The 20361-nt window shown below is 59.1% G+C and carries 17 protein-coding genes; 6 read left to right on the top strand and 11 right to left on the bottom strand.

Annotated elements, in window-relative coordinates; translation table 11 throughout:
- Positions 1–17: 17 nt before the first annotated feature.
- Positions 18–983 carry a CobW family GTP-binding protein gene (locus KGB21_RS20985; protein ID WP_223506582.1) on the bottom strand — a complete coding sequence of 322 codons (966 nt, stop codon included), beginning with the start codon at positions 981–983 and terminating at the stop codon, positions 18–20.
- Between the two features lie 26 nt (positions 984–1009).
- On the opposite strand from KGB21_RS20985, the gene KGB21_RS20980 reads away from it, so the two are divergent.
- Positions 1010–1366, top strand: coding sequence for an NADH:ubiquinone oxidoreductase (locus tag KGB21_RS20980; RefSeq protein ID WP_223506581.1), 357 nt, complete (start codon positions 1010–1012; stop codon positions 1364–1366).
- A 4-nt stretch (positions 1367–1370) separates the two neighbouring features.
- Here the strand turns inward: KGB21_RS20980 and zigA are convergent, their stop codons facing one another.
- Positions 1371–2576: a zinc metallochaperone GTPase ZigA gene (gene zigA, locus KGB21_RS20975; RefSeq protein ID WP_223506580.1), complete on the bottom strand. Its 1206-nt coding sequence runs from the start codon at positions 2574–2576 to the stop codon at positions 1371–1373.
- Between the two features lie 116 nt (positions 2577–2692).
- Here zigA and folE2 point away from each other — a divergent pair, with 116 nt between their 5' ends.
- Positions 2693–3592, top strand: coding sequence for a GTP cyclohydrolase FolE2 (gene folE2, locus KGB21_RS20970; RefSeq protein WP_223506579.1), 900 nt, complete (start codon positions 2693–2695; stop codon positions 3590–3592).
- A gap of 117 nt (positions 3593–3709) precedes the next feature.
- A complete protein-coding gene (locus KGB21_RS20965) occupies positions 3710–4606 on the top strand; it encodes a His/Gly/Thr/Pro-type tRNA ligase C-terminal domain-containing protein (RefSeq protein WP_223506578.1) in 897 nt (298 codons plus the stop codon).
- A gap of 76 nt (positions 4607–4682) precedes the next feature.
- Here the strand turns inward: KGB21_RS20965 and KGB21_RS20960 are convergent, their stop codons facing one another.
- Positions 4683–5204 (bottom strand): DUF3617 domain-containing protein, encoded by a 522-nt coding sequence (locus KGB21_RS20960; RefSeq protein ID WP_034149374.1) that lies wholly within the window; start codon positions 5202–5204, stop codon positions 4683–4685.
- A gap of 132 nt (positions 5205–5336) precedes the next feature.
- On the opposite strand from KGB21_RS20960, the gene cls reads away from it, so the two are divergent.
- The gene (cls, locus tag KGB21_RS20955; protein ID WP_223506577.1) at positions 5337–6776 is read left to right on the top strand and encodes a cardiolipin synthase; all 1440 of its coding nucleotides are present in this window, start codon (positions 5337–5339) and stop codon (positions 6774–6776) included.
- Here cls and cfaB read toward each other — a convergent pair.
- The 5 genes from cfaB to hflK (KGB21_RS20930) form a co-directional block, all read right to left on the bottom strand.
- Entirely contained in the window at positions 6773–7960 is a 1188-nt protein-coding gene (gene cfaB, locus KGB21_RS20950) for a C17 cyclopropane fatty acid synthase CfaB (protein WP_223506576.1), read from the bottom strand. The two genes, cls and cfaB, sit on opposite strands and share 4 nt — an antisense overlap.
- Positions 7961–8138: 178 nt before the next feature.
- A complete protein-coding gene (locus KGB21_RS20945) occupies positions 8139–10049 on the bottom strand; it encodes a cation-translocating P-type ATPase (RefSeq protein ID WP_223506575.1) in 1911 nt (636 codons plus the stop codon).
- Complete coding sequence (hflK, locus tag KGB21_RS20940) at positions 10046–11104, bottom strand: protease modulator HflK (protein ID WP_034149378.1); 1059 nt, start codon at positions 11102–11104, stop codon at positions 10046–10048. Before hflK (KGB21_RS20940) ends, KGB21_RS20945 begins: the two co-directional genes overlap by 4 nt.
- Positions 11101–12141: a protease modulator HflC gene (gene hflC, locus KGB21_RS20935; protein WP_034149379.1), complete on the bottom strand. Its 1041-nt coding sequence runs from the start codon at positions 12139–12141 to the stop codon at positions 11101–11103. The genes hflK (KGB21_RS20940) and hflC overlap by 4 nt, the downstream gene beginning before the upstream one ends.
- The gene (gene hflK, locus KGB21_RS20930) at positions 12138–14096 is read right to left on the bottom strand and encodes a protease modulator HflK (protein ID WP_223506574.1); all 1959 of its coding nucleotides are present in this window, start codon (positions 14094–14096) and stop codon (positions 12138–12140) included. Before hflK (KGB21_RS20930) ends, hflC begins: the two co-directional genes overlap by 4 nt.
- A 217-nt stretch (positions 14097–14313) precedes the next feature.
- Between hflK (KGB21_RS20930) and lpdA the strand changes: the two genes are divergently transcribed.
- Positions 14314–15714: a dihydrolipoyl dehydrogenase gene (lpdA, locus tag KGB21_RS20925; protein WP_034149381.1), complete on the top strand. Its 1401-nt coding sequence runs from the start codon at positions 14314–14316 to the stop codon at positions 15712–15714.
- A 60-nt stretch (positions 15715–15774) separates the two neighbouring features.
- Here the strand turns inward: lpdA and KGB21_RS20920 are convergent, their stop codons facing one another.
- Positions 15775–16248, bottom strand: coding sequence for an Lrp/AsnC family transcriptional regulator (locus KGB21_RS20920; RefSeq protein WP_223506573.1), 474 nt, complete (start codon positions 16246–16248; stop codon positions 15775–15777).
- 145 nt (positions 16249–16393) lie between these two features.
- On the opposite strand from KGB21_RS20920, the gene KGB21_RS20915 reads away from it, so the two are divergent.
- On the top strand, positions 16394–17023 hold the full coding sequence (locus KGB21_RS20915; protein ID WP_223506572.1) for a LysE family translocator: 630 nt from the start codon (positions 16394–16396) through the stop codon (positions 17021–17023).
- Between the two features lie 3 nt (positions 17024–17026).
- On the opposite strand, the gene KGB21_RS20910 is transcribed toward KGB21_RS20915, so the two are convergent.
- Both KGB21_RS20910 and KGB21_RS20905 read right to left on the bottom strand, forming a co-directional pair.
- Positions 17027–19144 (bottom strand): hypothetical protein, encoded by a 2118-nt coding sequence (locus tag KGB21_RS20910; RefSeq protein WP_223506571.1) that lies wholly within the window; start codon positions 19142–19144, stop codon positions 17027–17029.
- Positions 19131–20327 carry a DUF3142 domain-containing protein gene (locus KGB21_RS20905; protein WP_223506570.1) on the bottom strand — a complete coding sequence of 399 codons (1197 nt, stop codon included), beginning with the start codon at positions 20325–20327 and terminating at the stop codon, positions 19131–19133. Before KGB21_RS20905 ends, KGB21_RS20910 begins: the two co-directional genes overlap by 14 nt.
- Positions 20328–20361: the final 34 nt, after the last annotated feature.

Genomic DNA, 20361 nt, shown 5'->3' with positions numbered 1-20361 from the left:
CTGCGATCTTTTGATCTTTACCCCAACCGGCAGTTAGCCAGATCGGTTTGCAACACTTCAACATCCTGCGGCTCACCGAATATCAGCTCAATTCGCGAATCCCGCCGCCATTCGTTGGATTGCCATTGCGGCGCAGAGCTATCCAGCGCATTCGCCGAGACCCAACCCTCGACGCTGTGGATAACCAGTTTAGCCCGCCGCCAGGCCAGGCTTTCCAGCCATCGGCCGACAAGCGCTGCATCGAATGTCTGACTCGGATGCCAACGCCAACCAATGCTCCAGCCGCCCTCCTGTTCCTGACTCAAGCATATCGGCAACGTTGGGTCAGTCCAGATCGCCGGCATCTGCGCCAGTCCTTTGGGTGCAACGAAGCTATCCACACCCGCCACCGCCTGAGATTCCAGCCCGGGCAACTCGATCAATGGCAGCACAGCTTGTTGCGTCCAGTACATCGGGCGCACCGGCAACTGCGCCGTGATGCGCCGGCGATCACCATCGTCGAGACCTTCAGACTTATTCATCAGCAACAACCCGGCACTCTTGAGCGCCTCCTGCTGCGCCTCAGGCAGCGGCTTGCCAGCGGCCAGCGACTGGGCATCCAATACCAGTACGCAAGGCTGAACGCTCAGTACACCTTGCCACGGCGCCTCGCTCAACTGCCTCAGTAATTGCGCCGGATGCCCCAGCCCGGACGGCTCGATAAACAGCCGATCCGGCTTTGCCTTGCGCAACAAACGGCCGAGCCCGACCTGGAACGGCGCGCCATTGACGCAACACAAACAGCCGCCGGCCACTTCACCCAGTGCGATACCATCGGCATCCCGGGTCAGCAGTGCAGCGTCGATACCGATCTGGCCGAATTCATTGATCAGCACCGCCCATCGCTCGCCGTCCGGGCGTTGCGCCAGCAGGTGCTTGATCAGGCTGGTCTTGCCGGCGCCCAATGGTCCGGCGATGACGTGGGTTGGAATGTTCTGCAACATGATTGGCGGTTTCTGAGGAGATAAGAATGCGGTGGATGGGATTTTCGTTGCTTCTGGGGCTCGTTTCGAACGAAGCATTCGCCCAAGCCTGCGTAGTACATAGCACAGCTGAAAGATTGGACGTGAAAGTCTGCCAGCAGAATCGCACCATCCCGGAAAAACTGTTCAATGACGGTTTCTGCCAGCCGACACTGGCCGGGCAGAAGGTCGAGGTGCAGTACGTCGACCAATGCCCCAGCGGTGCGTTCGGCGTGTGCAGCAACGCTCAAGTCGCCAATATGCCTTACCGGCAGGATATTCACTATTACGGTATAGCCACGGACGCGGCGTATTTGAAACCGTTTTGCGAAAGCCAGAGCCAGGGTTCCTGGCTCAAGCCGTGAGCCATTAGCTCGCTTCTTCATACCAAGGGCCGAACGGATCAGGCAGCCCCCTCCAGACTTCCGCGCCCAAGGCCATTTCGTCATCAGTCAGCAGGCAGTCATCGAGCTCTGCGGTCAGTTGCGCGAAGTCGATGTGCTGGCCGATAAACACCAGCTCCTGACGGCAATCGCCGGTAGCCGCCACCCAGTTTTTCATGATTGCGGCGGTGCTTTCTTCGTCCTGCGGCCATTGGTTTTTCGGCACAAAACGCCACCAGCGTCCGGCGAAACCGTAGCGCATCAAACCACCGGCCTGGGACCAACTGCCGGCGTCCTCGTGTTTGTTCGCCAACCAGAAAAACCCTTTGGAACGCAGCAGTTTGCCGTTCTCCCACGACTGATTGATGAAGCTGAAAAAGCGCTGCGGATGGAAGGGCCGACGCGCACGGTAAGCGCTGGAGGCGATGCCGTATTCTTCGGTTTCCGGTACGTGCTCGCCACGCAGTTCCTGTAACCATCCTGGCGCCTCGGCGGCTTTTTCGAAGTCGAATCGACCGGTGTTAAGGATCCTTTTGAGCGGTACTTCGCCCATCATCATCGGGATGATTTCCGCCTGGGCGTTAAGCCGTTCGAGTATCGCGATCAACTCTTCGCGTTCGCGGCTACTGATCAAATCGATTTTGCTGATCAGGATGACGTCTGCGAATTCGATCTGCTCGATCAACAGGTCGGTGATCGAGCGCTCGTCATCTGCTCCCAGGGTTTCGCCGCGGGATGCGAGGCTCTCGGCGGCTTGATAATCGAGCAGGAAGTTCATGCCATCGACCACGGTGACCATTGTGTCGAGCCGGGCGATATCCGCGAGGCTTTGACCGTTTTCGTCGCGAAAAGTGAAAGTTTCAGCCACTGGCAGTGGCTCGGAAATACCTGTGGATTCGATCAACAAGTAGTCATAGCGACCGTCCTGGGCGAGTTTCGCCACCTCCACCAGCAAGTCTTCGCGCAGCGTGCAGCAGATGCAGCCGTTGCTCATTTCCACGAGTTTTTCTTCAGCACGATTGAGGCTGACATCGCGCTGGACTTCCTCGGCATCAATGTTGATTTCGCTCATGTCGTTGACGATCACAGCAACCCGCAGGTTCTCACGGTTACGCAGTACGTAGTTGAGCAGCGTGCTTTTGCCAGCACCGAGAAAGCCAGACAGAACGGTAACGGGGAGGCGATTGGGCATCAGGTATTTCCTCATCAGGGATGCCCGGTCGATTCGTCGGGCTTGATTTAGTGTTATGTTATAACCATATTGTTATACCATAACACACCGAATCAACTCCCACGATGGACCTCCTGATGAATGCGCTGACGCTGCCGGATATCGCCACGCAAACCTCACAGCAAACCCTGCCGCTTGAGTGGGTGGGCATGTGCGGTATTGCTCTTCCTGTTTTATTCGACGGCCAGATGCTGAGTGCAAAAGTCGATGCCGGCGTGAGTCTCGATGACGGGAATGCCCGTGGCATTCACATGTCGCGGCTTTATCTGGCGCTGGAAATGCTTGAGCAGGAAAACCTCAACCCCGCTCATTTGCGACGGGTATTACAGTGTTTCCTGGAAAGCCATCAAGGTTTGTCCAATAACGCTTACCTGAAAATAACCACCGATTTGCTGCTCAAAAGGTCCGCGTTGGTCAGCCCATTGGCTGGCTGGAAATCCTATCCCGTCTGCATAGAAGCACGCTTGAAAAACGCATTGTTCCACGTGGAACTAAAAATCGATGTGGCTTATTCCTCAACGTGTCCCTGTTCCGCAGCGCTCTCACGACAGTTGATTCAGCAGCAATTCGTCGATGACTTCGCCAACAGGCCGCTGCAACATGCCGACGTTCTGGCTTGGCTCGGCTCCTCAAAAGGCATCGTCGCAACACCCCACAGTCAACGTAGTACTGCGCAATTACGTTTTCGCCTGAATGACTGTGTGGACGACCTGCCACTCATCGCGCTCATCAACGACGCTGAAGCAGCCCTGGGTACGGCGGTGCAAACCGCTGTGAAACGTGCTGACGAAAAAGCATTCGCCCTGGCCAACGGTCAGAACCTGATGTTCTGCGAAGACGCTGCTCGTCGCTTGAACCTGGCGCTGAAACGCTCGCCCGGCATCAACGGTTTTCACGTACGTGTCGTCCACGGCGAGAGCCTCCACGCCCACGATGCAGTGGCCGAGAGTTACTGGAACTGGAATTGGGAGGCATGAGCATGAATAAAAATTTAAAGAGACCGACACGACAAATGTCTACATGACACCAGCCAGAGTTTCCCTCTAATGTTTACGCGCTAGTGCATGTGATCGAAGTATCCGAGAACAATAACCATGATCCAGATCACCCTGCCCGATGGTTCATTGCGTGAGTACGATCAGCCGCTGTCCGTGCATGAGGTTGCCGCCAGTATTGGCCACGGGCTGGCCAGTGCAGCGGTAGCGGGTCGGGTGGACGGCAACCTGGTGGATTGCGAGTACATGATTGAGGCGGATGCCCGAGTCAGTATTGTCACGCCGCAAGAGCCTGACGGCCTGGAGATCTTGCGCCGCTCCTGTGCGCTGATGCTGGCGATGGCGGTCAAGCAACTCCATCCACAGGCACAGATGCGCTCCGGCTCGGAACTGGGTGACGGGTTCTTTTACGAGTTTGCGGTTGAACAATCATTGACCCCAGCCGATCTGCCGCTGATCGAAGCGCGTATGCAATCCTTGGCGGCGACCAATCACTCGATCCGGCGCAAGGAAGCGTCATCACCTCCCAAAGAACTGTCGCTTTACCGTCTGGGGGATACCGAATACTTGACCACCGGGCCACATGTTCCCGCCACCAAAGTGTTGCAGGCATTTGCCCTTGATCACATCAGCGGGACCTTGCAACAGCGCATCTACGGTACGTGCTGGTCGAGTCACCAGGAGCTGCAACACTGGCGCCTGCCACCCCATGTGATGGTCGTCAGCATGGATGAGCGGCAGACGACGTATGCGCACGCTGTCACCGAGACTTTACGCCGCAACGGCGTGCGAGCGCTTGCAGACCTGCGCAATGAGAAAGTCCGCTACAAGATTCGCCAGCACAGTCAGACGGTGCCGTATCTGGTGGTGGTTGGGGAGAAAGAAAAGGCCGGCGAGTTTGTCAGTGTGCGCAGTCGTACTGGGGAGGATTTTGGAAGGATGAAGGTTGATGCAGTGTGCGACTGGATGAGATCAACAGGTATTGCCGATGCCTGACCGCCGGCATTGCGAGCAAGCTCGCTCCCACAGGGGTGGTATGTAACCTGAGGGAGCGAGCCTGCTCGCCTAGCTTTTAGGCTCGCGGTTTAACAGTCCCGCAATCCTGCCCCAACCAAACGGCGCGGGTATCGAGGCTACCCTTCTGCTGGATGCCAGTGGCGTTGAAAGTACCGTTGACCTTGGTAGTGAACTCGCGATCACTCAGGAACGTCGCCACCCCCGCACCTTGCGCTTTCGGGCAGCTGAAGCGGAATTTCCACTGGTTGCCGGTACGCTCGGTGATTTCCTGTTTGCAACCCGACTGCGGGTCGGTCAGCGGGATATTGTCGGACTTGACCTGCTCAGGGGTCAGGCACGCCCGAATCCCCTTTCCGCCCATGGTGATGCCCTGTTTTTCCAGTTGTGCGCGTTGTTCAGGGGTCATCTGGCTCTGTATCTGACCAAGGATCAATTGCAGGTCCGGCAGGTTCTGGTCATCGACCTTCATGTTGCTCGAGGTCAATTCCCACAAACCGGGCTGGAGCATCTGCGCCTGAGCAACCACAGGAAGTGCCAAACCCAATGCCATGGCTAAACTCAGCAGACGAACGTTCATCGTGTAACTCCTGATCAGTAGTGGCCGTTAGACGTCGCCGGTTGGCTTCGGTTCATGGGCCAATTAAATAGCGACATTCTGCCCGGAACATGGTCTTTTAAGCATTGAATCTTCAGGAGCAAGGCTGCCCCCATGGATTATTTTGGACCGCACATTTTCGGCTACACCATCGCACTTCTGCACTCACTGGGCATGATCGCAGCGATACATGCCGTGTTGACCGTGCGCACCGCCCAAGGCTCGATCGCCTGGGCCCTGTCGCTGTTCTTCATGCCCTACCTGACACTCATTCCGTATCTGGTTTTCGGTCGCAGCACCTTCGACGGCTACATCAAGGCCCGACGCCAGGCCAACGAAGAAATGCGCAAGGCCATCTCCGAACTTAACTGGCGGCCATGGGTTGAAGAGGCGCTGACCGCTCGAGCGTCCAATGCTTATGCGTCCTTGAGGGCCATGCCGAAGTTGGGTCGCATGCCGTGCCTGGCCAACAACGAAGTGCAATTGCTGATCAATGGCCAAGCCACTTTCGATGCTATTTTCGACGCTATCCGGCAGGCCAAGGAAGCGGTGCTGGTGCAGTTTTTCATCATTCACGACGATCGCCTCGGCCAACGCCTGCATAAACTGCTGTTGGAGAAAGCCGCCGAAGGCGTGGCGATTTATCTGCTCTACGATCGAATCGGCAGCCATTCCCTGCCCCACAGTTACGTGCAGTCGCTGCGCGATGCCAATGTCCAGGTCAAAGCCTTCGCCACCCGTAGCGGCTGGCTCAACCGCTTCCAGGTCAACTTCCGCAATCACCGTAAAATCGTGGTGGTCGACGGCGTTCTCGGCTTCGTCGGCGGGCATAACGTTGGTGACGAATACATGGGCGAGAAACCGCCCCTGGCGCCTTGGCGCGATACTCATGTACGAGTTCGCGGTCCGGTGGTGGCGTGCATGCAGGAGTCCTTCGCTGAGGACTGGTTCTGGGCAGCCCGCTCATTGCCGCCGCTGATCTTGCCGGAGGTCTACCCGGACGACGGTGTGCTATGCCAATTGCTTGCCAGTGGCCCGGCAGATTCCTACGAGACCTGCTCATTGTTCTTCGTCGAAGCCATCCACGCGGCAACAGAACGGGTATGGATTACCACTCCGTATTTCATTCCCGACGAAGCGGTTCTCGCTGCGCTGCGGCTCGCGGTGCTGCGCGGGGTGGATATAAGGATTCTTCTACCCTCTCGCCCCGACCACCGAATCGTCTACGCCGCCTCCAGCCTGTATGCCTTCGAAGCGGTGCGCGCTGGCGTGCGGGTGTTCCGCTACGAACCCGGATTTCTGCATCAGAAAGTGGTGCTCATCGACAATGAAATCAGCGCCATTGGCAGCGCCAATATGGACAACCGTTCGTTCCGGTTGAATTTCGAAGTAATGTTGCTGACGGTCGACAGCGCGTTTGCCGCCGAAGTGGCGCAGATGCTCAACAATGACTTCGACCAGGCTCACGAAATTGCCAAGGAAGAAGGCCGGGAGACTGCACGCCTGCAACAGGTGGGCATGCGGGTCGCCCGGCTTATCTCGCCGATTCTTTAAGGCGTATAGATGTCGTCGCGGGTCCATGGCAGTTCATGGCTGCCATCGGCGTGAGCTTTCACCGCGAGAATCTGGTGCAGGTTGATCCAGCCTCTGGCGAACGCGTAAGCACATCCAGCCAGGTAGAGACGCCAGATTCGCAGGGCTTGATTCGGTACCAATTTGGAAGCGGCGTCGAGGTTGTCCTCCAGGCGTTCGCTCCAGTGATCCAGGGTGCGGGCATAGTGCAGGCGCAAGCTCTCGACATCGACGATCTCAAGCCCTGCTTCGCTGATCTGCGCCGAGATCATCGACAAGTGAGGCAACTCGCCATTGGGGAACACGTACTTCCCGATGAAGTCGCCAGCACCGCGCCCTACCGGACGGCCATCGGTGTATTTGGCGGTGATCCCGTGATTCATCACCAGGCCGCCCTCTTTCACCGCGCCGAACAGGGTTTTGCAGTACTCAGCCAGGTTAGCGTGGCCGACGTGTTCGAACATACCGACGCTGACCACTTTGTCGAAGCGTCCATCCTGAGGGAGGTCGCGGTAGTCGAGTAATTGCAGTTCGACCAAATCCTCAAGGCCCTCCGCTTTCACCCGTTCCCGGGCCAAAGCCAGTTGTTCTTTGCTGAGGGTGATACCGAACACCTTCGCGCCAAACTCACGCGCCGCATAGCGCGACAACCCGCCCCAACCGCAGCCGACATCCAGTAAATACTCGCCCGGTTGCAGGCGCAGCTTGCGACATAAATGGCGGAACTTGGCTTGCTGGGCTTGTTCAAGGCTTTCACTGCCGGTCTCGAAATAAGCGCAGGAATACGCCATGTCACTGTCGAGCCAGAGCTGATAGAACGCGTTGGAAAGGTCGTAGTGGTAGGAAATCGCCTTGGCGTCGGTCTCCTTGTCGTGAACAGTCCGTACAGGCTGATTGTCGTCGTCTTCGTTCAACAACGCCTGACTCCATTCATCGCAGACGCGGATCACGTCGCTGATGGAACCTTCGAGCTCCAATTTGCCTTCGACGAACGCCGCCCCGAGCGCGTCCAGGCTTGGATGGGTGAACTGGGTAACCATTTGTGGGTCCTTGACCACAATCGTGACGCTGGTCGTCGGCCCCAGATTGAATTCATGGCCGTCCCAGAGTCGCAGGCGTAGCGGTAACTGCAGATTCTGTAAGGCCGGTGGAAGTTGCGCGAGCATGGAAAATCCCCCTTGTTTCAGACGTCTGATGAGAGGTTAGACCATCCTTGAAAAATAGCTGGCTATCGAATTAATAGCGGATTTCTATAAGTCCAGTGTGTACCGGATTCACAGAAATGACCGCTCTTACCGTAGATGACTGCAAAAGCGGCGCACAGTTCGATAACTATAGTCCCTGTCAAAATTCGTCGTTGAGCTTGAGGAGCGGCTCTTGAAAGCGTAGTAAACGTCCGGCGTTACCCAGCACCAGCAACGTGCTGAGGTTATGCAATAGCGCCGCAATCATCGCCCCTGCGGCACCGAGCCAGCCGAACGCGGCGAATGCAACAATCGCCAGTGTCCAGCCCAGACCAATGATGACGTTGACCTGCAAGGTTTGCCGACATTGACGGCTCAGCCGTACACAAGTGCCGAGTCGGCGCAGGTCGCTACCGATCAGCACGATGTCCGCCGAGGCGAGCGCAATGTCCGCCCCGCCGGCGCCCATGGCCACGCCGACCACCCCGGCCTTGAGCGCCAGAGAATCATTGATGCCGTCGCCTACCACCATAGGACGGAAGCCGTTACCGATTTCTTTCAGCACGCGATTGAGCTTATCTTCGGGCAGGGCCTGAGCCTCGACATCGCTAATCCCGACATCTCTCGCGAGTGTATGCGCGACACTTTGCCGGTCCCCTGTAAGCAACAGCTGGCGGCCCAAGCCGAGCTCGCGCAACTCACTCAGGGCAAATCTGGCTTCGGGTTTGACGCTGTCGGCGAGTAACAACCAGGCGAGGAATTCACCGTTGAGCGCCAGGCCGGCAATCGGACCATCGTGTTCAGGAACGGCTGAAGTGGGGATGCTCAACTGGCCAAACAACTCAGGTCGTCCCAGCGCAGCCTCACCCTGCTCGGTCATCGCGACCACGCCCAGGCCCTGACGCTCATGAATGTCCGTGAGCAGCAAAAAATGCTCCTGCGTCACCAGCCCGGCCAACGCACGGCTGACCGGGTGACTGCTGGCAGAGCCGAGACTGGCGGCAAGTTTCAACACATGACTGCGATCTTCCAACGGGCTCTCGATGGATTGCAGGCGCAAAGTACCGAAGGTCAGGGTTCCGGTCTTGTCGACCACCAGCGAGGTCAGGTCTGCCAACTCCTCTAGAAATGCCGAGCTGCGGATCAGAATTCCGTGCCGCGCCGCCACCGCCACCCCGGCAATCGCCGTCGCCGGTGCGGACAACACCAGCGCACAAGGACACGCCGCCACCAACACCGCGAGCATGGCTTGGGCATCGTTGGTGATGAACCACGTCACCGCTGCCAGCAGCAACACCAGCACCATGTAGCTGCCGGCATAACGTTCCAGCAGTCGCGTGATCGGCGGCTTGGAGCGCTCGGCGTTTTGCATCAGGGCGATAACTTTGCCAAGGGTCGACTCGTGGCCGGTTCGTGTCACTTCGATGCGCAGCAGGCCGTCGAGGTTGATGGCGCCGCCGAATACCTGCATGCCGACACCCACTTCCATCGGCACCGATTCGCCGGTAATGGACGCAGTGTCCAGGCTCGCCTGGCCGGACAACACCCGCCCATCCGCCGGCACACGATCACCGGCACGTACTTCCACCCGATCACCCGCCATGAGCGTGCCGTTGTCGACTTCGACGATGGAGCCATCTGCCAGAATCTTTCGTGCCTGGCTGCGAGTGAGCTTGCCGAGCGCGTGAATGGCTTCCTGCGAACCGATCACACTGCGCTCCTCCAACACATGACCAAAGATCATGATGATGGGCAGCAATGCCGCCGTGAGCAGATCACCCGTCGCCCAGGCACCGAGCATCGCCAGGGCGATCAACTGATCGGTGATCCCATGCAGGCTCGGATAGCGCAGGCTGTACCAGGCCGAACGCATCACCGGCACGGCCACCAGCAAGGATGCGAAACCGAGCAGCAATTGACTGACACCCGTCTGCTCCGGTGACAGCCAGCGCCACACAAGACCGAGTGCGAGCAGGCCCAACGCGAGCATGGCCAAGGTCAACTGACGGGCAGCGCTGCGTTGTTCGGCCGATGACAACAAGCTCGGTGCAGTGGTGGTTTGCTCGGTCATTGTGCTGCTCCCTGAATGATCAGGCGGGAATCGTCTTTCGGATCAACCGTGGTCAACGAGCCGGCCTGGCCGAGAATTTTCGGCATCCGCTCGCGGTAAAGTCGCAGCAACATTTGCGGGTCAGTGCCCTGTTGTTGCGCCTTCGCCAGGCTCAATACGGTGGCGGTATCCGCTGAGGCTTTTGCCAGCCGTTCGCTCGCCTGGGCGTGGGCAACTTGCAACGCGCGGTCGGCTTGTTCGTTGGCGGTTTGGGTGAGTTTCTCGGCTTCGGTGCGCGCGTTGGCTACGGCTTTATCCGCTTGCTGGCTCGCGGTCAAAACGGCGTTAAAGGCGTTCACCGCCGGGCCAGGCAAACTCGATTGCACATCGACCCGCGCCACCTCGATCCCCAGTCCCTGCCCCGTCGCCGCCAATTCGGCCAGCCGTTGGTTGATGCCTTGCACCAAGTCACCGCGCAAACGTTCCCGTCGTTCGGCCGCGTTTTTATCCGCGCCGATCAGCTCCGGGCGTGCCACCAGGATGGTGTCCAGGTCGCGGGCGGCGGTCAGTGCCACGGCGCTGCGGGTGACGAGGCGATCCAGCGCCGGCAACACGTGTTCACCTTGGAGCACGAACGCATACGGATCGGTGACTTTGTAGAAAACCCGCACATCCAGTTGCACCACTCCCGCATCGCCGGTCAGCAAATAACCGGAGCCTGCCAGTGCATCGCTGATCGGTGTGGCAAAACTGGCCACTCGATCAGCCTGCAACGCTGCATCACTGCGCAGCAGATTTTCCACTCGACGTTCAATCACGCGTTCTGCCGCTGGCAACAAAATCACCTGTTCAAACGGGCGCGGCCACGCTAACAACAATCCGGCATTCTGAATGCGATCCAGTGCGCCGAAATGCAAAACCACGGCGCGATTTTGCGGATCAATCTGCCGCACGTTGGAGAACGCCCAAGCCAAAGCGGCCAATACCGTCACCGCGTACAGCGCGAGAAATGCCAAGCGACCTGCCTGAATCCAAGGACTGCTCAACTCATTTGTTCCACGTGGAACCTGACTCATGGCTGCGATCCGGACTTGTTTTCCAGGTTCGGGGGACCGTCAACCAACACCCGGAATGGCGCGGCGTCGGTGCGCAGAATCAGTTTCGTACCCGGCGTGACGATCGTGCCCAAGGTGTCGAGCGAACGAAGCAAGTTGTAGAGCTGCGGCGAACCGGCATAGGCGCGGCCATAAATCTGCGCGGCTTCGAGTCGGGATTGCGCCTCGATGTCGGCCGCTTTCACCGTGGCATCGGCTTGCACGATCCGCGCATCACGCTCGGCGGCGGAACGTATTTGCGCGGCCTCGCGTTTGCCAATGGCGGTGCGTTCGGTGGCGATGGTTTCGCGCTCGGCGCGCATCCGATCAACCGTTGCCGTGAGCGTGACCGATGGCAAGGTCAAACGCTCGATGCCCACTTGCAGCACGCGCACGCCGTAGGTTGTGAGCAACTGCTGATCGATTTGCTGACGCAGTTGCGCTTCGAAATCGGCGATGTGCACCTGATTGGCGTCGGTGTTCACCAGGTTGGCCAAGTCAAAACTGCTTGCGGTGGTTTCCAGCGCCGAGCCGATAAAAGTTCGAATTTGCCGCGCCGCTTCGTCCGGCTGATTCTGCACGGCGCGCATGAAACGTTGCACGTTGTCCGGATCGCCTTGAACCTGCCAGGCCACATACGCTTGGACGATGATGCGCAATCCGTCCCGCGTACCCACATCCTGCAAACCGCTGGAAGTAGTGCGCAGCCGCAGATCCACCGGAATTGCCGCTTCGAACGGTGCCGGCCAACGCCAACCCAGGCCCGGCTGCAACAACACTCGCGAAGGATTGCCGAAGCGCGTGATCACCGTGGCTTCGCCCGAGCGCACTTGCACCAGGCTCGCGGCCGCGACTGCAAACGCCACCAGCAACGCCGCCCAACCCATACGTCGCCAAGGGAATGGGCCGGCCTCTTGCGGATCGCCGTGATGGTGGTGATGGCCGTGGTGATGATGGCCGCCATGACCGTGATCGTGGCCACTGTGGTCATCGTGATCGTGGGTAGGGTGCTGGCTCAATGGGCGGCTCCTGGCTGAGCGGTTTGACGGGACGGCGCAGGGTCAGCCGGCAACGTGAGTGTACGAAGGTCAATGGTCGGCGCATTGCTGCTGCCGCCCAAACGGTGGTCGAGCACCAGCAATCTGGCATTGGCCAGGCCGTGGGAAAGTTGACTGAGGTATTGCTCCAGCACGAAGGCCTGACCGGCGCTGGCGTAAGCCTTTTGTTCGGCGCTGAATTTCAACGCCGCAGCCTGTGCGGTTGCGTTGATTTCATGAGCGGTGGCGGTGGCCTGATCATGTGCAATGCTCGCTTGCAACTGCGCCTGGTTAGTGGCTTCGGCGGCGGCTCCGCGCTCACGGGAAATCAACGCTTGCGCACCGATCTGCGCCGCTTGTACACCGTGATAAGCATTGGCTGCTCCTGCCGGTGGATGAATCGCTTCGACCACCGTCGCGAGTATTTCAACGCCGCTGTCGAGTTTTTTCAGATCCGCCTGAACAGCCCGGCCGATCTCTTCGGCGAGCCCTACCCTGTCCTCGCCAAGCAACCCATCGAGCGTTCGCGATGCAAAATCGTGAACCAGGATTCGGCTGGCTGTGCTGCGGATCAGCGTCGGCACATCGGCGCTGTTGTAGGTCGCGGCCAACGCGGCCTGATCGCTCAGACCGATGCGATAGACAAAGCGCACATCCATGTTGACGATCTGAAAGCTTTGCTTGTCGGCACGGCTGCTGGCGATCACCTGGGATTTGTCGTTCACATGGCTCGCGTCCCACAACCGATTGGCGGTCATCGGCGCCAGGCCTTCGGCAGGGTCGACCTGCACGGGTGCCGACATCTCACCGACACTGGTGGCCAATTCATGGACCACGCCGTTTTCGACACTGAGGACCTGACCCAACGGCCACGGTAAACCTGCGTGCAACCCCGGGCCAAACACCGCCACCGGTTTGCCAAAGCGCTCGTAAATGCCTCGCCCTTGCAGCGGTATTTCGTGAATACCGGTCAGTGACCAACCGACGATGGCGACAACGCCCAACACCGGCAAAAACGCCCGGCGCATGTAAGTGAAAGCCCAGATCTGCCGCAGGTCGATACCGAAGCGGTTGTGTAATTCGTGCTGCAATGCCAGAAGAGGTTGCGGAGGCCAGCGCAGCATATCGGCGAGAAAGCTGCGCGCGAGCAAGGCTGGTTCAAGTTGATCTCGGCGAGGACTGAACAATGACAGCACGGCCCGCAGCAGCAACTCGGCCGCGACAAGTCCCGGCACCATCCCGATCAACACGGCCAAACGTACAGGCCAGACCGAGGTTTCATTGCCGAACAGCAGGCACAACGCACCGAGTACCAGGCTGATGATTGCGACCCGCGTCAACTGCCCCAACGCCCCGGCTTCAGGCCATTGCGCGGTGTTTTCCTGGGCAAGTTGGCGCTCGAGCACCAGCAACCCGAAAGCGAGCAATAACGCGAGGGCCGCGCCGACAGAAGCTGACAGTCCCAGTGCCGCAGGGGGCAAAGTAAGGTTCCACGCCTGTTCGACGCTGAGCAACGCCAACAACGCCCAGCCGCCCAACCACAGCGTCGGTGCCCCTATCTGCCTGAGCACATTCCGTCCGCGCTGGCCGAGCCGATCCAGCAGCCGTTCATACCACCCGACCGGGGCTTCCATGTCTTCAGGCACAATCACTGGCATCACGGGGTTCATCGCCCGCTCGCGCCATTGCGTCACCCACCAGGCGGATTGCAGGCCCGCGACCAACACCAGCAACCCAGCGCTCTGATTGAACAGCAAGGCGGGCCAGAGCGATTGCGGCGCAAACAGGCCGACAAAAAAGCCCGATACCAGGCCCATTGCCGCCAGCGTACCCAAGCCGATGGCGAAATGACGCAATCGGCGCCCTTGGAAAACCGCTTGCTGGAACCGCGGCAGCGTCGCTACCTCGGCTCCATCAACATCGAGATCGACTTGCATACCACCCCAGTATTCGAATTTGTGCTCATCGCAATTCGTTACGATATAACAAAAACCGTGAAATTTTTGTACTCAATTGCGCTATCTAAAGATGCCTGACCTGTCGCTTGCCTGAAGCCTTGACCGAAATACGTCGGAACGCACATATTACGCTCGTAATTTTAACCAAAGACTACTTTTACCCCCTCCGATCCCCTTTCAAACCAGGAGTAAATTCATGAGCACTTATGACGTCGTGATACTCGGCGGTGGCCCCGGCGGCTACAACGCAGCGATCCGTGCCGGCCAATTGGGTTTGAAAGCGGCCTGCGTAGAAGGACGCGCCACCCTCGGCGGTACCTGTCTGAACGTCGGTTGCATGCCGTCCAAAGCATTGCTGCATGCCTCCGAACTGTACGACGCGGCCATGGGTGCGGAATTCGCGAACCTGGGGATCGAGGTCAAACCCACGCTCAACCTCGCGCAAATGATGAAACAGAAAGATGAAAGCGTGACGGGGCTGACCAAGGGCATCGAGTTTCTGTTTCGCAAAAACAAGGTCGACTGGATCAAAGGCTGGGGTCATATCGACGGGCCCGGCAAAGTCACCGTGACGGACAATGCCGGTGGCAAGACCGAACTGAGCGCCAAGGACATCATCATCGCCACAGGCTCCGAGCCCACTCCCCTGCCCGGCGTGGACATCGATAACCAGCGCATCCTGGATTCCACCGGCGCACTGTCGCTGACGGAAGTGCCCAAACATCTGGTGGTGATTGGTGCAGGCGTGATCGGGCTTGAACTGGGCTCGGTGTGGCGACGCCTTGGCGCGCAGGTGACGGTGGTCGAGTTTCTCGATCGGATCTGCCCCGGCGTAGACGGCGAAGCGGGCAAAACCTTGCAGCGCTCGTTAAGTAAGCAAGGCATCACTTTCAAGCTGAGTTCGAAAGTAACCAGCGCCACCACCTCCGCCACCGGCGTGCAACTCAGCGTCGAACCCGCTGCGGGAGGTACCGCCGAAATACTCGAAGCTGATTACGTGCTGGTGGCCATCGGGCGCCGACCTTATACACAAGGCTTGGGGCTGGAGAACGTCGGCCTCGCCACCGACAAGCGCGGCATGCTCGCCAACAAAGGCCACCGCACCGAAGCCGCTGGCGTCTGGGTGATCGGCGACGTGACGTCCGGGCCAATGCTCGCCCACAAGGCTGAAGACGAAGCCATGGCCTGCGTCGAGCAGATCGTTGGCAAGGCTGGCGAAGTCAATTACGAGCTGATTCCCAACGTGATCTACACCAAACCCGAGCTGGCCAGCGTCGGCAAGACCGAAGAACAACTGAAGGCCGAAGGTCGCGCATTCAAAGTCGGCAAATTCCCCTTCACCGCCAACAGCCGGGCGAAGATCAATCACGAGACCGAAGGCTTCGCCAAAGTGTTGGCCGATGAGCGCACCGACGAAATCCTCGGCGTGCACCTTGTAGGTCCGAGCGTCAGTGAAATGATTGGCGAGTATTGCGTGGCGATGGAATTTAGCGCTTCCGCCGAGGACATCGCCCTGACCTGTCACCCACACCCGACCCGCTCCGAGGCGTTGCGCCAGGCGGCGATGAATGTGGAGGGGATGGCGACTCAGATGTAAATAAAATCAAAAGATCGCAGCCTTGTAGGAGCTGCCGAAGGCTGCGATCTTTTCGCTTTTTCAGTTTGGCAAATGCCCCAAAGGCAACGCCCCCGGCGTCTTCACCGTATGAATCGCAAAGTTGCTGCGGATATCGCTCACACCCGGCAACTTCAACAAACACCCGGTGAGAAAACGGTCGTAGGCGCGCAAATCCGGCACCACCACCTGCAGCAGAAAATCCGATTCCCCAGACACCAGAAACGCCGAAATCACCTCAGGCAACGCCGTCACGGCCAAACGAAAAGACTCCGCCTGCTCGTCGTTATGGCGCTCTACCTTGACCCCGACAAACACGGTCAACCCAAGCCCGACCTCATCGCGATCCAGATTGGCCTGATAGCCACGAATCACCCCGGCTTCTTCAAGCATCCGCACCCGACGTAAACACGGCGAAGCCGACAGGCCGATTTCTTCCGCCAGTTGCACATTGCTCAGGCGTCCGTCCCGTTGCAGCGCGGCCAGAATTTTCCGGTCGTAAGCATCCAGTTTCATGGTTTGGCAGATCCCGTTAGTCAAACGATCAGTTAATGGCAGGTTATGCCAACTTTCACCGCATTAGAAGCAAACTACGCAAGCACCTGCCCTGCCTTGGCGCTCTAGACTGGCCGTACCAAATCGACAACGAACGGGGTGCAACATGGCGGGACTGTGGCTGTTTTTCATGGCGCTGGCAGTGGTGTATTTGTTGCCTGGCCCCGACATGATCCTGTTACTGCAAACCGGCGCCCGACAGGGCAAAGGCGCGGCGCTGGCCACCGCCATCGGTTTGGCCATCGCCCGTGGTTGCCATGTGGCGCTGGCGGCACTGGGGTTGGCGGCGCTGTTCAAGGCTGCACCGTGGACGTTTGACCTGGTGCGTCTGGCAGGCGCGGCATACCTGTTGTGGATCGGCATTCACTGCCTGCGATCGACGCTCGTGCCAAACCTGAACGGTGCCGACGAATCCAACACTGACCCCCGTTGGCGCGAAGCGATCCAACGGGGTTTGTTGACCAACCTGCTTAACCCCAAGGCACTGCTGTTCTGTTCGGTATTGCTGCCGCAGTTCATCGATCCAAACGCCGGGCCGGTGCTCGCGCAATTTGCGACCCTGGGCGTCATGTTGGTAGCCGTCGGTTTGCTGTTCGACAGCGCTTACGCCCTCGTCGGAGCGGCGCTTGGCCGATGGTTGCAACGCAGTCCATCGGCGCAGCGCCTGCAGCAATGGCTGTTCGGCAGCCTGTTGATTGGTTTCGCGGTGCGGCTGACCTTTGTGCAACAGGCTTGAGTCTTATTGCGGCTTACGGCGGCGACGATTGATCAACAGCAACGCCGCTGCCGTAACCGCGATCACGGAACCATACTGCAGCGATTTTTTGTAGGGCCGCAGCGTCGAACGGGCAGCGTCAACGACCTGAGTTACATAGCGTTTGTTGGCGCTCTGAAACTCTGGATACGGGCATTGATGACCGAAATTCACTGCCCAATTCACATAGGGGCCTTCTTTGACGTAGCGTTGATAGAAGGCGTTATGCTCTTCAAGACTGCTATTCCAACCCGCCGCCGCGCAAAGCACCGCCGCAAACGCCTGGCTCGTATGCGGCAAATTGTCGGCGGCGCGACTGGCCAACGCCGTGGCGACGAACCGATAGTGATAACGTTGATCAGGTTGTGCGGCACTGGCCTGCTGACGTTTCACTTCGTCCTGGGCCACCAGCGGCCCGACTTTAAGCTCGGTGGTTTCGAGGCTGTAGTTACCGCCGAACGTCGCGTAATCAGGGGCCATTTCGTAGCCCAGTATGTCCATCCCCCATTCACGCGCCATCCAGCCCGCATTAAATAACGCAGCGGCGCGACGGGTTGGCCACCATGCAGCGTCCGCTTCATCAAGCATCTGGCCATACGCCTTGGCCTTGTTTTGCAGATCACTATTATCGAAATACGCCGGCGCCTCTTCGTAGCGCCCTTCCCGTAGCAAGCGTCGCCCGAGTAAATTGCGCAGGCTCGCCGCCACCGGCAAAGGCACGTAATTATCACGGTCCTGCTGGCTGAGCGGCGGCGGTGCCGGCACCTGGGTGTCGACATAATGCTTGAGTTCATCAAGCGTCAGCACACGCTCGGCCACGGTGGCTGCGTCGAACCAATAGATGTTTTGACTGCGATAAAGTTGATCGAAAGCTTGCAGGTAATCCCCGCGTTGCAGGGCCAGAATCGCGCTTTCACCTTCGACCCGACACTTGGGCTGAAGCGTTTCGTAATCGTAGTCCGGCGTTCTCCGGTCACCCCAGGATTCACTCTGCGGGAAGGCCTGGGCCGCCTTCGCATAAGCAGCAGCTGCGGCGCTTTTATCGCCGTCACGCATGGCCAGTTTGGCCCGCAGCCACCACGCCAGGCCACCATCGCCGGCGTGCTCGAGGAAGGCTTTGGCACTGGCGTAATCACCCTGTTGATAATTCATCGCCGCCAGGCGATCGGCGTTATCTAGACTGCCGCGCGTGCTGCTTTGAAGGAGATTGATCAACTTCTGTTCGTTCGACGGTTGATCACCGAATGACCAGCCGAGTCGACTTATCAGCGATGCGGTAACCAATTGCTGTACCGGTTTCCCCTTAAGCAAACCAGTCAGCTGATCCTCAGGCATCGCCGCCAGATCGGCCATCAACAATTTCAGCGAGGTATAACCCACCGCCGAACCATGAACATTCTGCGCGGCGTAGAGTTCGATCGCGCTGTTCCAGTCACCGTCTGTGCGGGCCACGCGGGCCTCTTCACCAAGGCTGGCGACGCCCAGCTCCAGCGGATCGCTGAAGCCGTCGACACTCAATTGGCGTGCCTGCTCGAAGGCCTTGCGTGACTGCGCCAGCAGGTCGGGAGCCGCGCCCGCCTCCGCGCTCATGGCGAACAACGACCGGCCCAACGAGTACGCGGCCCAAGTGCTGCGCAACGCACGTTGATCGGCCGGCAACGCCAACACTTTCTGGAAGTATTCGGCCGCCAGTGCGTGATCACCGGCGCTGAATGCCACGGCTCCGGCCAGGTAGAGTGTGAGTTCAGCCGGCAGGTTCGCGCCCTGAACCTCAACCTGACGCGCATCGGTCAAACCCCGAAACTGTTTCACCAGCGCTTGCTGTTCCACCGTCAAACCGGTTTGTTCGGCCAGGTTTCGCTGCTCCGCATAATCGGAAGCTTCCATGCCGTAGGCGGCTGGCGCAACAGTCTTTAATCCGGCAATCGCGTGGCCGAGACGGCTGACCTCGAAGCTGAAGTTGCCTTCAGGCAGTTCAGCCAGTGATTGGCCACGGTTGTCCAGCAGACGCATGGGAAAATCCGGTCCGCAGGCCAGCGCCGAACCCAGCGGCAAGCTGAGGCTCATGCAAAGCAAATGACGCGGCCAGTTACGGGTAAACATTCGACGCTCCTTGATCAATTTTTGCGCACCGCGCCCAACCGATGGCACGCTGCCCGCCGGCCGCTATCCGGCCGTCGCGTTGGCGGGTGAAGGTAAGCAGATCCGGTTGCTGTTGCAACGCATAACCGGCCAGCGCATCGGCGCCTTCACAGCCCTGCGCTACCAGGGTCAGTCGCTCGGGCCAGGCACTGTCGAGGTTGCCCTCGTTCGCGATACCGATGTCATAGAGATCGTTCTGGGCCGAGAGTTTCAGCGCCAGCCGACTGACCAGCACATCACCACGAGCCACCGCGCGCAACGTCGTCAGGCTCCAGGCTCGACGGTCATTGGCCAGTGGCAGGCGAAACCAGATCAGCCCGGCCAAGTGCGCGGGTGGGTCGTTGCGCAACTCGATGCCGAGTTTGCTCAGTTGTTGCGGGTCGGCCAGCAATTCCCGGCGCTCGCCACCCCGATCGAGCAGCACTTCGCTTTCCACAATTGGCGCGCCACTGGTGCCTGGCAACAACGCCACGCCATAGGCGGGCAGCGCCAGATAGAACGGTTTCGACGTGATGCGACTCCAGGCCTTGGCCCATTGCCGCGCCTGATCCGCATCAAACAATCCCCGACGCGGATCGTTCACCGCATGCACCTGCAACACGCTGCTGTCGACTGTGGATAACAACGCAGGCAGTTCAGGACTGTCGAGCCACGCCGGCAACGCGGTAATGCTCAGCGGCAACGTTGGAGGTAAAAGCGCGTGCAAGTGCGTCAGAAATTCGCGATAGGCCGGTAGCCGAGCATTGCCCGCATCGTGGTCGATTTCCACACCGGCGAGGGTCAGCCCTTGAGCCTGCCAATCGCTGATCACCTGCTGAATCTGCGCTGTCACCTCGTCCTGATTCAATGACTGAAGCTGACCATCAAGGCGGATCACCGCAATCAGCGGACGCCCATCACGGCTTAGCAGCACCGGATCAATTTTCGCCCGACTCCAACCTGCTTGCGGGAAAGCCTGTAACGCGAGTATCCGCAGGGTCGAAAATTCTGCGCGGCTGTCCCTTAGCGCATCGTCATGGGCCGGCGTCCATTGTCTTTGCCAGACGTAAAGTTGCTGATCGAGCGCTGGGGCGTCCTGCCGTTCGCAACCATTGAGCAGCAAAAGCGCCGCCAACGACACGAACAATCGGGTGATTAAAACCATTAGAAATGCCTGTCCCTGAAATGCAGAAAGGGCC

Source organism: Pseudomonas sp. GL-RE-29 (assembly GCF_019947275.1).
Classification (GTDB): Bacteria; Pseudomonadota; Gammaproteobacteria; order Pseudomonadales; family Pseudomonadaceae; genus Aquipseudomonas; species Aquipseudomonas fluorescens_A.
This window is presented reverse-complemented; position numbering and strand designations above follow the sequence as displayed.

Excerpts from the sequence above, each read along its gene's own strand:
- KGB21_RS20965 (WP_223506578.1), top strand. The coding sequence starts at position 3,710 with ATGATCCAGATCACCCTGCCCGATGGTTCATTGCGTGAGTACGATCAG.
- lpdA (WP_034149381.1), top strand. The coding sequence starts at position 14,314 with ATGAGCACTTATGACGTCGTGATACTCGGCGGTGGCCCCGGCGGCTAC.
- KGB21_RS20945 (WP_223506575.1), bottom strand. The coding sequence starts at position 10,049 with ATGACCGAGCAAACCACCACTGCACCGAGCTTGTTGTCATCGGCCGAA.
- cls (WP_223506577.1), top strand. The coding sequence starts at position 5,337 with ATGGATTATTTTGGACCGCACATTTTCGGCTACACCATCGCACTTCTG.
- KGB21_RS20915 (WP_223506572.1), top strand. The coding sequence starts at position 16,394 with ATGGCGGGACTGTGGCTGTTTTTCATGGCGCTGGCAGTGGTGTATTTG.
- KGB21_RS20980 (WP_223506581.1), top strand. The coding sequence starts at position 1,010 with ATGCGGTGGATGGGATTTTCGTTGCTTCTGGGGCTCGTTTCGAACGAA.
- hflK (WP_034149378.1), bottom strand. The coding sequence starts at position 11,104 with ATGAGTCAGGTTCCACGTGGAACAAATGAGTTGAGCAGTCCTTGGATT.
- cfaB (WP_223506576.1), bottom strand. The coding sequence starts at position 7,960 with ATGCTCGCGCAACTTCCACCGGCCTTACAGAATCTGCAGTTACCGCTA.
- KGB21_RS20960 (WP_034149374.1), bottom strand. The coding sequence starts at position 5,204 with ATGAACGTTCGTCTGCTGAGTTTAGCCATGGCATTGGGTTTGGCACTT.
- folE2 (WP_223506579.1), top strand. The coding sequence starts at position 2,693 with ATGAATGCGCTGACGCTGCCGGATATCGCCACGCAAACCTCACAGCAA.
- KGB21_RS20905 (WP_223506570.1), bottom strand. The coding sequence starts at position 20,327 with ATGGTTTTAATCACCCGATTGTTCGTGTCGTTGGCGGCGCTTTTGCTG.
- hflK (WP_223506574.1), bottom strand. The coding sequence starts at position 14,096 with ATGCAAGTCGATCTCGATGTTGATGGAGCCGAGGTAGCGACGCTGCCG.
- KGB21_RS20910 (WP_223506571.1), bottom strand. The coding sequence starts at position 19,144 with ATGTTTACCCGTAACTGGCCGCGTCATTTGCTTTGCATGAGCCTCAGC.
- zigA (WP_223506580.1), bottom strand. The coding sequence starts at position 2,576 with ATGCCCAATCGCCTCCCCGTTACCGTTCTGTCTGGCTTTCTCGGTGCT.
- KGB21_RS20920 (WP_223506573.1), bottom strand. The coding sequence starts at position 16,248 with ATGAAACTGGATGCTTACGACCGGAAAATTCTGGCCGCGCTGCAACGG.
- KGB21_RS20985 (WP_223506582.1), bottom strand. The coding sequence starts at position 983 with ATGTTGCAGAACATTCCAACCCACGTCATCGCCGGACCATTGGGCGCC.